Source organism: Amycolatopsis sp. WAC 04197, assembly GCF_003947475.1.
GTDB lineage: Bacteria > Actinomycetota > Actinomycetes > Mycobacteriales > Pseudonocardiaceae > Amycolatopsis > Amycolatopsis japonica.
Genome location: NZ_QHJK01000008.1, coordinates 473183 through 484696, shown reverse-complemented (window position 1 = coordinate 484696; position 11514 = coordinate 473183). Strand labels below are relative to the sequence as shown.

Sequence of the window (11514 nt, the reverse complement as noted above, 5' to 3'; positions counted from 1 at the left end):
TTTCGGGGCCACTAAACGGGTTTTCTCCAGGAGACACCGCTGCTCCCGCTTGCCGACGACGATCTTGCCGACCCAGGATGACCATCACTTGGGCTCGCTGTCCCCGCCGTCCTGACCTGGGCAGACGGGAGCGAGGGGTGAGGCGGAGACGGCATGGCGGAACGTCGTGGGCGGAATCGGTGGCGCCGGGGCGTGGCACTGCTCTCGGTGGTCGTCGTGGCCCTGCTGATGGGTGCCCCGTTGCCCGCGAACGCCCAGATCCAGCCGCGCGGAGCGGGCACCGAGCGGCCGATCGGGCCGGAGCCGGTGTACTCCGGGCTGGCGCACGGCGGTATCACGATGGCCGCCAACTCCGTCGTGCAGTGCGGCGTCGGTGTCGTCTGCAACGAGTCCGCGAGCAACGCGAGCCCGGTGTCGTGGATCAAGACCGACCCGGCCGCGCCCGGTAACACCGCGTCCGCCGCGAACCTGAACGTCCCGGCCGGCGCGAAGGTGCTCAACGCCCGGCTGTACTGGCAGTTCAACCCGGTCGCGAGCAGCGGGACCTCGGGTGACGGCAGCCGGGGCAACCAGGTCTCCATCAAGACCCCGGGCTCCGGCGCGTATCAGCGCGTCACCGCCGAAACCTACGACTGGTTCCCCGCGACCACCACGGGCGGGTCCCCGACGCTGTACGCCTACGGCGGCGCGGCCGACGTCACGTCCCTCGTCACGAACGCCGGCACCGGGGAGTACACGGTCGCCGACATCCAGGCCTGCCAGGGCCAGTCGATCAGCCGGACGAACCTCGGCTGCTGGGGTGGCTGGTCGCTGGTGGTCGCCTACGAACTGCCCAGCGAGCCGCTGCGGTACCTGCAGGTCTGGGACGGGATGCAGGTGGTCGCGGGCGGCAGCACGCCGAGTTCGGCGACCATCGCGCTGAGCGGTATCAAGGCCCCGACCTCGCGTCAGCCCAACGTCGAACTCGGCATCGTCGCGGGTGACGGCGACGCGCCGATCACCGGCGACTATCTCCAGGTCGGCCCGGACGCCTCCAGTCTGCAGACGATCGCGATGCCCGCGCCCGGCGGGGTGGCGACCAACAACGCCTTCAGCAGCCGCATCGACCGGGTCACGGCCACCGGTTCGGGCACGAACGTCACGTCGCGGAATCCCAATCCGGTGAACAACGTCGGGTACGACGCCCGCAGCATCGACATCACCGGCAAGGTCCCTGCGGGGACCACCGCGCTCCAGGTGAAGATCGGCACCGTCGGCGACGCGCTGTACCCGCAGACGATCTGGCTCGTCACCGACGCGCTCGAACCGGATCTGCAGATCACCAAGGCCAACGACCCGGTCGGCAACACCGACGACAATCCGCCGGGCTACGTGACCAAGGGCGGCGAGGTCACCTACACCTTCGACGTCGCCAACCGGCACGCCGACGGCTCCACCACCGACCTCGACACCGCGACGAACGTCGTGCTCACCGACACCCTGCCCGACGGCGTCACGTTCGTGGCCGGGTCCAATCCGGACTGTTCCGCCGCCGGGCAGGTGGTCACGTGCACCCTCCGGAATCTGAGGCCGGGGCAGTCGCAGAAGGTCGCCTTCAAGGTCAAGGTCGGGCTCGACGTGCCCGACGGAACCAAACTCGACAACACCGGCAAGCTCACCTTCCGCGGCGAGGACACCGGACGGCCGCAGGAACGCACGTCGAACACGGTGCGGAACACGGTCGCGTCGCCCGGGTACCAGCTGACGAAGACGGTCGACCTCGCCGAGGCGGTCCCCGGCGACACCCTGACCTACCGGGTGACGCTGCGGAACACCGGCGTGATCCCCGTGCCCGCGCTCACGGTGCGCGACACCTTGCCGCCGGGGACGACCTACGTGTCGTCCACTCCCTCGAAGGGCACCGCGTCCGGGACCGGGCCGATCGACTGGGCCGTGAACGGTCTCGCGGTCGGGGAGACCGCCACGCTGACCGTGCGCGTGAAGGTCGAGGAAGCCGCCATCGGCAAGGAACTGGTGAACCGCGCGAACGTCCCGACCGGACCGCCGCCGGTCGTCCCGCCGGACAACCGCTGCGCGGACGATCCCGCGGCCGCGTGCGCGAAGACCAAGGTGCCGCCGCCGTCGTACACGGTGACCAAGACCGCGGACAAGGAGTCCGCCGACCCCGGTGACACCGTGCGCTACAAGGTCGTCGTCGCCAACACCGGCAAGGTGACCGCGGCGGATCTCAAGGTCGTGGACGATCTGACCGGGGTGCTGGACGACGCGGTCTATCAGAACGACGCCACCGCGTCGCCCGGCTCGGTGTCCTATGTGGAGCCGAAGCTGACTTGGACCGGCACGCTCGCCGCGGGGCAGAGCGCGGAGTTCACCTACTCGGTCAAGGTGAAGAACCCGAACACCGGTGACAACCGGCTCAAGAACGTAGTGACGTCGGAGACGCCGGGTGGTAACTGTCCGCCGGGTTCGACGGATCCGAAGTGCGGGACGACGACGCCGGTCTCGGGGCTGTTGATCGAGAAGTCGGTGGACAAGCAGTCGGCGAATCCTGGTGACGTGGTGAAGTACACGGTGACGGTGCGGAACACGGGCCAGACCAAGATCTCGGGTGCGACGTTCACCGATGATCTGACGCAGGTGCTCGACGACGCGGACTACCAGAACGACGGCGCCGCGACCATCGGCGGCGTCACCTATGCGGCGCCGAAGCTGACGTGGACCGGGGATCTCGGCGTCGGCGAGACGTCCACGGTGACGTACACGGTCAAGGTGAAGAATCCGAACCCGGGCGATGACGTGCTGAAGAACGCGGTGTCGTCGGAGACGCCGGGTGGTAACTGTCCGCCGGGTTCGACGGATCCGAAGTGCGGGACGACGACGCCGGTCTCGGGGTTGCTGATCGAGAAGTCGGTGGACAAGCAGTCGGCGAATCCTGGTGACGTGGTGAAGTACACGGTGACGGTGCGGAACACGGGCCAGACCAAGATTTCCGGCGCGACGTTCACCGATGATCTGACGCAGGTGCTCGACGACGCGGACTACCAGAACGACGGCGCCGCGACCATCGGCGGCGTCACCTATGCGGCGCCGAAACTGACCTGGACCGGTGACCTGGAGATCGGCGCCACGTCGACGGTCACGTACACGGTGAAGGTCAAGAACCCGAACCCCGGTGACAAGAAACTGTCCAATGTGGTCACTTCGGAGACGCCGGGTGGTAACTGTCCGCCGGGCTCCACCGATCCGAAATGCGGGACCACCACGCCGGTGTCGGGCCTGACGATCGAGAAGTCGGTCGACAAGCAGTCGGCGAACCCCGGCGATGTCGTGAAGTACACGGTGACCGTCACGAACACCGGCCAGACGAAGCTGACCGGTGCGACGTTCACCGATGATCTGACGCAGGTTCTCGACGATGCCGATTACCAGAACGATGGTGCGGCGACGATCGGTGGTGTCACGTATGCGGCGCCGAAGCTGACCTGGACCGGCGATCTGGAAATCGGTGCCACCTCGACGGTGACCTACTCGGTCAAGGTGAAGAATCCCAACCCGGGCGACAACCTGCTGAAGAACGCGGTCTCGTCGGAGACGCCGGGTGGGAACTGCCCTCCGGGTTCGACGGATCCGAAGTGTGGCACCACGACGCCGGTTTCCGGTCTGAAGATCGAGAAGTCCGTGGACAAGCAGTCGGCGAACCCCGGTGACGTGGTGAAGTACACGGTCACTGTGCGGAACACCGGTCAGACGAAGATCTCTGGTGCGACGTTCACCGATGACCTGACGCAGGTTCTCGACGATGCCGACTATCAGAACGACGGTGCGGCGACGATCGGCGGTGTCACGTATGCGGCGCCGAAACTGACGTGGACCGGGGATCTGGAGGTCGGCGCCACGTCGACGGTCACGTACTCGGTGAAGGTCAAGAATCCCGCCCCAGGAGACAAGAAGCTCATCAACACGGTCACTTCCGAGACTCCGGGCGGGAACTGCCCGCCGGGCTCGACGGATCCGAAGTGTGGCACCACGACACCGGTGTCCGGTTTGAACATCGAGAAGTCGGTCGACAAGAAATCCGCGAACGCCGGCGATGTCGTGAAGTACACGGTCACCGTCACCAACACCGGTCAGACGAAGATCTCCGGTGCGACGTTCACCGATGACCTGACGCAGGTTCTCGACGATGCCGATTACCAGAACGACGGTGCGGCGACGATCGGTGGCGTCACGTATGCGGCGCCGAAGCTGACCTGGACCGGTGATCTCGGCGTCGGCGAGACCGCCACGGTGACCTACACCGTCAAGGTGAAGAACCCGAACACCGGCGACAACCGGCTCAAGAATGTCGTGACGTCGGAGACGCCGGGCGGGAACTGCCCGCCGGGGTCGACCGATCCGGACTGTGGCACGGAGACCCCGGTTTCGGGTCTGGAGATCAAGAAGACGGTCGACAAGCAGTCGGCGAATCCCGGCGACGTCGTGAAGTACACGGTCACGGTGCGGAACACCGGCCAGACGAAGATTTCCGGTGCCACGTTCACCGACGATCTGACCCAGGTTCTCGACGACGCCGTCTACCGGAACGATGGCGCGGCGACGATCGGCGGTGTCACGTATGTGGCGCCGAAGCTGACGTGGACCGGCGACCTCGAAATCGGTGCGACCGCCACGGTGACGTACTCGGTCCAGGTGAAGAACCCGGGCGACGGTGACAAGAAACTGTCCAATGTGGTCACTTCGGAGACTCCGGGCGGGAACTGCCCGCCGGGTTCGACCGATCCGGATTGCGGCACGACGACGCCGGTCTCCGGGCTGCTCATCAAGAAGACCGCCGACAAGAAGTCGGTCGACCCCGGCGACACGGTGAAGTACACGATCACCGTCACCAACACCGGGCAGACCGAACAGGTCGGCGCCACCTTCACCGACGACATGACCGAGGTCCTGGACGACGCCGACTACCAGAACGACGGTGCGGCGACCATCGGCGGTGTCACCTACGCGGCGCCGAAGCTGACGTGGACCGGCTCGCTGGGCATCGGGCAGGCGTCGGTCATCACCTACACGGTCAAGATCAAGAACCCGAACCCCGGTGACAAGAAACTGTCCAATGCGGTCACCTCGGACACGCCGGGCAACAACTGCCCGCCGGATTCGACCGACCCGAACTGTGTCGCGGACGTGCCGTCGCGCGAGCTGACGGTCAAGAAGACCTCGGACAAGCAGACCGCGAACCCGGGCGACGTCGTCACCTACACCGTGACCGTCACCAACACCGGCAAGGTCCCCCTGGTCGGCGAGGACGCCGCACGGGTCACGGACGACCTGTCCGAGGTGCTCGACGACGCCGACTACTCCGACGACGCCACCGCGGCCCCGGTCGACGGCACGTTCTCCTTCGCCGCGCCGAACCTGGTGTGGGTGGGCGACCTGCCGGTCGGAGCGACGACCACGCTGAAGTACTCGGTGAAGGTGAAGAACCCGGTGACGGGTGATCACGAACTGCGGAACACCGTCAGCACCAACACGCCGGGCACGTGCCCGCCGCAGTCCGACGATCCGGCGTGTTCGACCGTCACCCCGGTGCCCGGGATCTCGCTGGAGAAGAAGGCGGACAAGGCCACGGCGAATCCGGGCGACGTCGTGAAGTACACGGTGACCGTGCGCAACACGGGCAAGACGAAGCTGACCGATGCGACGTTCACCGACGACCTCAGCGAGGTCCTCGACGACGCCGTGTTCCAGAAGGACGGTGCGGCGACGATCGGTTCGGTGACCTACGAGGAGCCGAAGCTGACCTGGACCGGCGACCTGGAGATCGGGCAGACGGCGACGGTCACGTACAGCGTCAAGGTCACCAAGACCGACGGCGACGGCAAGCTCGCCAACGTGATCACGTCCGACACCCCGGGCGGCAACTGCCCGCCGGGCAGCAAGGATCCGAAGTGCGGCACGACGACACCGCTGTCCAGCTTGAAGATCAAGAAGACGGTCGACAAGACGGAGGCGAAGCCGGGCGAGGTCGTCACGTACACCGTCACGGTGGAGAACACCGGGCAGGCCGTGGTGGACGACGCGACGTTCACCGACGACCTGAGCCAGGTGCTGGACGACGCGACCTTCGACGGCACCGCGAAGGCGAGCATGGGCACGGTCAGCTACTCCGCGCCGAAGCTCACCTGGAAGGGCGAGCTGAAGCCGGGGGAGAAGGCCACCGTCACCTACGCGGTCACCGTGCGGAAGCCGGCGACCGGTGACCACCGCCTCCGCAACGTCGTCACGTCGGACACGCCGGGCGGCAACTGCCCGCCGGGTTCGGCGAACCCCGACTGCGGCACGGACACCCCGGTGCCGCCGACACCGCCGAACCCGCAGCCGCCGGAGAAGCCGAACCCGCAGCCGCCGACCACCCCGCGTCCGCCCGGTCTCGCCGTGACCGGCTCACCGGTGAAGACGATGACGGTGCTGGCGTTCGGGATGCTGGCCATCGGCGCGCTGCTGCTCCTCGCCGGACGGAGGCGCCGGGAGTCCTAGGTCGGGGCCGAGCCGCTGCTAAACGGCACGCGGCACCGCGACCAGGGCTTCCACCTCGACGACGAGCTCCGGCCGGGCCAGTGCCGCCACGACGATCAACGACTGGGCGGGCCAGTCCGCTTCGGGGTACCAGCGGGTGAAGGTCTCGCGCGTCGCCGTGCGGAACCCGGCGAGGTGTTCGGTGCCGGACAGCATGCTGAACACCTTGACCAGGTGCTCAGGTCCGGCACCCGAGGCTTCGAGCAGCCGCTCGAGGTTGCCGAGCAACGCGCGGGTCTGGGATTCGGCGTCGGGCCCGGCGAGTTCGCCGTCGGGTAGCACGCCGATCTGACCGGACACGACCACGAGTTCGTGATCGGCGGGCACGCGGACCAGATGGCTGTACGGGCCGATCGGCGCCGCGACGGTCTCCGGACTCCACCGCTGGATCATCAGTCCTCTTCTTTCGTCCACTCGGGAAAATCGTCTCCAACGTACCGATGATTCCGGGGCGCGTCGGGAGTCTCACCTTCGACGAATGACGACTGGAGGGTTCCGAATGACGGATACGGGAACGAAGACCGAGCTCTGGCCGCTGGTCCACGCCGAGCGGGCGGCACTGGCGGACGACCTCGCGGAGCTCACCGAGGAGCAATGGGAGACGCCGTCGCTGTGTACCGGGCTGACGGTGCGACAGGTGCTCGCGCATGTCACCGCGGGGGCGAGCCTCACGCCGTTGCGGTGGATGGCCGGGGTGATCCGCTGCCGATGGGACTTCGACAAGCAGGTCGCCATGCGGCTCGCCGAGCAGATGGGCGCCGACGGCGCCGAGACGCTGGAGCGCTTCCGCGGCGTGGTCACCAGCACGACGAAACCGCCGTTGCCGAAGATCGCGATGCTGGGTGAGGCGATCGTGCACGCCGAGGACATCCGCCGCCCGCTCGGCCTCCGCCGCGACTACCCGATCCCCGTCCTCACAGAACTGGCCGGGTACTACGGGGGCTCGGACATGGTGGTGACGGCGAAGGGGCGCATCGGCGGGCTGCGGTTGCAAGCCACCGATGGCCCCTTCGCCGTCGGGTCCGGGCCGCTCGTCTCGGGCACGACACTGGCCCTGATCATGGCCATGACCGGACGGACGGCCTACCTCGCCGAACTCGACGGCGAGGGGGTTCCGATCCTGCGGGAGCGCGCCCCCGCTCAGACCTGAGATTCGAGGGGCAGGCCCGCGCCGGCCCAGTCCTCGATGCCTTCCCGGTACTTGCGGACGTCGGTGTAGCCCAGCGCGGTGAGCCGGTCGGCGACCTGGCCGCTGTTGGGGCAGGCGGGGTTCGAGCAGTAGGTGACGATGGCGGCGCCGCGATCGGGCAGCACGGTCGCGGCGTGCGCGTCGACGTCGGCGAGGACGAGGGGAACGGCGCCGGGCAGATGCTGCTTGGCGTAGTACTCGCCACCCAGCGCGTCGACCACCGTCACGGTCTTCGCGTCGATCGCGGCCTTCAGCTCGTCACGGGTGATGAGTGCGGTCATGTCGCTACCTCCAGTTAATCGGACTATAGTCCGCATGTGCCTCACGACCATAACGGACCGCAGTCCGCTTTTGCAACCTCGTTGGAACTTCTGCGCACGCCGCCGCCCAAAGAGCGCGCCGACGCCGCCCGCAACCGGGCCGCGATCCTGGACGCGGCGGCGTCGCTGTTCGCCGAGCACGGGGTCGAAGCGGTGTCGATGGATCAGGTGGCGGCGGCCGCGGGGGTGGGCAAGGGAACGCTCTTCCGCCGCTTCGGAGACAAGGCGGGGCTGGCCGTCGCGCTGCTGGACGCGCGGGAACGCCTGCTCCAGGAAGGAATCCTGCACGGGCCGCCGCCGCTGGGCCCGGGCGCTCCGCCGGCCGACCGGCTGGTGGCCTTCGCCGACGCGTACGTCGACTATGTGCTCGAACATCTGCCGCTGGTGCGGATGTCGGAGACCGCCGCGCCGGGCGCGCGCTACCGCATCGGGGCCTACCGGTTCTGGCACCGGCACGTCGCGATCCTGCTCGACGGAACCCCCGACCCCGAGCACGCCGCGCATGCCCTCCTGGCCCCGCTGGCGGCCGAACATCTGACCGCGTTGCTGCCGGAACTGGGGGAGGACCGCGTCCGCGCCGGGATCACGCGCCTGTGGCGGGCGGCCGGATCCCAGTAGGGTGTCGGCGAGAACCCCGGGAGTGTGTCGATGATGGTGGCGAGCCGAAGGTCGGCCAGGCAGGCCGTGCCGGTGCTGCTCGCCGCCGTGCTGACCGCGCTCGGCCTGTTCTTCGCGCTCCACTCGGGCGGTTCCGCTTCGGCGGACGAGTCGCGCGGGGCGAGCGCGACGGTCGATTCCTCGGTCTCCAAGGCCGTCGCGCCGGTGCGCGCCGCGGGCAGGCTCGCCGCCGAACCCGCGCTCCTGGGTGTGCACGGTCACGGTGATCTGCCTCTCTTCGGCACCGTCCCGCACGGGCCCGCGTCCACGACGCTGCTCCGCCTCAGCGAACTCCACGACGAAGCCACTCCCGCCTCGCGCACCGCGAACCGCCTCGCGCTCGGTGATCGCGCTCCTCCTTTCCCGGTAGCCGTCTGACGCTCACGGGCGCGTGTTCGCGCGCCCGAACCGGGAAATCACCAAGGAGAACTTCGTGCCGCGCGAAACCGCGCGGCGGGGCATGACCGGGCGAGCCGTCGTCTCGCTGGTCGTTCTCGCCGCGACCGTGTACCTGTTGCTGACCACCGCCCCGAGACTGGGGCTCGATCTGCGTGGTGGCACGCAGATCGTGCTGGAGACCAAGGATTCGCCCACCGTCACCGCCGACGCGGAGACCACCGACCGGACGCTCGAGGTGCTGCGCCGCCGCGTCGACGCCCTCGGTGTCGCCGAGCCGATGCTGGCCCGCTCGGGGGACAACCGGATCATCGTCGAACTTCCCGGCGTCCGGGATCCACGCGAGGCCGTCGAAGTGATCGGCCGTACCGCTCAGCTGTCCTTCCATCCCGTGCTCGCCACTGGCGCCGCGGACTCCCGTGTGCTCAACGACGAGAGCGGGCAGCCGATCACCCTGGGGCCCGCCGCGCTGACCGGCGAAGGCGTCGACGAGGCACGCTCGTCGATCGATTCGCAGGGCGGCGGCTGGCTCGTTTCGGTTGACTTCAAAGGGGATTCCGGCCGTGCCTGGGAGCGGCTGACCGGGCAGGCCGCCTGCTCACCGCCGGGAGATCCCGCCCGCCGGCTGGCGATCGCGCTCGACGACAAGGTGATCTCGTCACCGCAGGTGAGCCCGCAGGTCGCCTGCGGGGTCGGGATCGTCGGCGGGAGCACGCAGATCACCGGGCGGTTCTCGCCGGCCGAGGCCAAGGATCTGGCGTTGCTGATCAACGCCGGCGCGTTGCCGACACCGGTCGAGATCATCGAGCAGCGCACCGTCGGGCCCACCCTCGGCGCCGCCGCCATCGACGCCAGCGCCCGCGCCGCCGTGATCGGACTGGCGCTGACCGCGCTGTTCCTGCTCGCGGTGTACCGCCTGGCCGGGCTGATCGCCGTGGGCGCGCTGGTGGCCTACGCGGGCGTGTCCTATGCCGCGCTGCTCGCCGTCGGCGCGACGCTGACCCTGCCGGGGCTCGCCGGATTCGTGCTGGCCATCGGTATGGCCGTCGACGCCACCGTGCTCGTCTTCGAACGGGCGAGAGAGGAACACTCGGTCAAACGGGGTGGCTCGCTGCCACGCTCGGTCAGCCGCGGGTTCAGTGGCGCGTTGTCGGCGATCGTCGATTCGAACGTGACCACCCTGCTCGCCGCGGGCCTGTTGTTCTGGCTGGCGTCCGGTCCGGTGCGCGGCTTCGGGGTGACGCTGTCGATCGGCGTCGTCGTCGCGTTGTTCATCTCGCTGGTGCTCACGCGTTTGCTGCTGCACCTCACGATGCGGGGTGTGGTCGCGCGCAAACCGCGGCTGTCCGGGCTGACCCACGAGGGCCGGGTCCGGCAGTGGGTGAACCGCCGCGATCCCGAATTCCTCGGGAAACCGAAACGCTGGCTGATGGTGGCGGGCGCGGTCGTGATCGCCGCGATCGCGGGCCTGTTCGTGGCCGGGCCGAACCTCGGCGTCGAATTCACCGGCGGCCGGGTCGTCGAATACAGCACTTCGGCGCCCGCCGACGTCGAGCGGGTCCGGGACGCCGTCTCCGACGCCGGATTCCCCCGCGCCGTCGTGCAGATGTCCGGTGAGAAGGACATCTCGGTCCGCACCGAGCCGATCGACGAGGACGCCACCGAACGGATCCGGACCGCCGTCGCCGGGGTCGCGGGCGACGCCACCGAGATCCGCGACGAGAAGATCGGCCCGAGTCTCGGCGCCGAACTGCGCACCAAGGCGGTGATCGCGCTCGGCCTCGCGGTGCTGGCGCAGCTGATCTACCTGGCGGTGCGGTTCGATTGGCGGCTCGGCCTGGCCACGGTCGCCGCGCTCGCCCAGGACGTCCTGATCATCCTCGGGATCTTCGCCTGGCTGGGCAAGTCCATGGACGGTGTCTTCCTCGCCGCGCTGCTGACGGTGATCGGTTATTCGGTCAACGACTCGGTGGTGGTCTTCGACCGGGTGCGGGAAGTGCGGGGACAACGCCGCAAGGAACCGTTCCCGCGCGTCGTCGGCACGGCGGTACTGCAGACGTTGCCACGGACGATCAACACCGGCATCGGGGTGCTGTTCGTGTTGGGGGCGTTGCTGGTCCTCGGAGACGGTTCGCTGGCCGACTTCGCCCTGGCGCTCCTGCTCGGTCTCGTCGCCGGCACGGTGTCCACAGTGGCCACCGCCGGGCCCGTCGCGATCCTCCTCGACAAGCGGTGGCCCGGGGCCGGACGTCCCGCCCGGAAGGCGAATCCGACACGGCAGCGGGACGACAACGGCGCGGTGGTGTGATCGACGTTCCTTTGTGGACCGCCGCGCTCCGCCCGGCCTCTATGCTCGTTCCCGGTGGCAGGGGAGTCCAC

General features: G+C 68.7%; 7 protein-coding genes. 5 read left to right on the top strand and 2 right to left on the bottom strand.

Features of this window, described 5'->3' with window-relative positions:
• Positions 1-153: 153 nt before the first annotated feature.
• Positions 154-6534, top strand: coding sequence for a DUF11 domain-containing protein (locus DMC64_RS29205; RefSeq protein ID WP_125736118.1), 6381 nt, complete (start codon positions 154-156; stop codon positions 6532-6534).
• Positions 6535-6552: 18 nt separating this feature from the next.
• On the opposite strand, the gene DMC64_RS29200 is transcribed toward DMC64_RS29205, so the two are convergent.
• Positions 6553-6966, bottom strand: coding sequence for a RidA family protein (locus tag DMC64_RS29200; protein WP_125736117.1), 414 nt, complete (start codon positions 6964-6966; stop codon positions 6553-6555).
• A 106-nt stretch (positions 6967-7072) separates the two neighbouring features.
• Between DMC64_RS29200 and DMC64_RS29195 the strand changes: the two genes are divergently transcribed.
• A complete protein-coding gene (locus tag DMC64_RS29195) occupies positions 7073-7723 on the top strand; it encodes a maleylpyruvate isomerase family mycothiol-dependent enzyme (protein ID WP_125736116.1) in 651 nt (216 codons plus the stop codon).
• Here the strand turns inward: DMC64_RS29195 and DMC64_RS29190 are convergent.
• Complete coding sequence (locus tag DMC64_RS29190; RefSeq protein ID WP_016335231.1) at positions 7714-8043, bottom strand: rhodanese-like domain-containing protein; 330 nt, start codon at positions 8041-8043, stop codon at positions 7714-7716. The two genes, DMC64_RS29195 and DMC64_RS29190, sit on opposite strands and share 10 nt — an antisense overlap.
• A gap of 81 nt (positions 8044-8124) precedes the next feature.
• Between DMC64_RS29190 and DMC64_RS29185 the strand changes: the two genes are divergently transcribed.
• The 3 genes from DMC64_RS29185 to secD are packed head-to-tail and all read left to right on the top strand — an operon-like array spanning position 8125 to position 11443.
• On the top strand, positions 8125-8700 hold the full coding sequence (locus DMC64_RS29185) for a TetR/AcrR family transcriptional regulator (RefSeq protein WP_072026550.1): 576 nt from the start codon (positions 8125-8127) through the stop codon (positions 8698-8700).
• 30 nt (positions 8701-8730) lie between these two features.
• Positions 8731-9117 carry a hypothetical protein gene (locus tag DMC64_RS29180; protein ID WP_233629854.1) on the top strand — a complete coding sequence of 129 codons (387 nt, stop codon included), beginning with the start codon at positions 8731-8733 and terminating at the stop codon, positions 9115-9117.
• 55 nt (positions 9118-9172) lie between these two features.
• Positions 9173-11443: a protein translocase subunit SecD gene (secD, locus tag DMC64_RS29175; RefSeq protein WP_125736115.1), complete on the top strand. Its 2271-nt coding sequence runs from the start codon at positions 9173-9175 to the stop codon at positions 11441-11443.
• Positions 11444-11514: the final 71 nt, after the last annotated feature.

What these genes read in the sequence shown, in the direction of transcription:
- DMC64_RS29205 (WP_125736118.1), top strand. Translation starts at nt 154, where the DNA reads ATGGCGGAACGTCGTGGGCGGAATCGGTGGCGCCGGGGCGTGGCACTG.
- DMC64_RS29195 (WP_125736116.1), top strand. Translation starts at nt 7,073, where the DNA reads ATGACGGATACGGGAACGAAGACCGAGCTCTGGCCGCTGGTCCACGCC.
- DMC64_RS29200 (WP_125736117.1), bottom strand. Translation starts at nt 6,966, where the DNA reads ATGATCCAGCGGTGGAGTCCGGAGACCGTCGCGGCGCCGATCGGCCCG.
- DMC64_RS29190 (WP_016335231.1), bottom strand. Translation starts at nt 8,043, where the DNA reads ATGACCGCACTCATCACCCGTGACGAGCTGAAGGCCGCGATCGACGCG.
- DMC64_RS29180 (WP_233629854.1), top strand. Translation starts at nt 8,731, where the DNA reads ATGATGGTGGCGAGCCGAAGGTCGGCCAGGCAGGCCGTGCCGGTGCTG.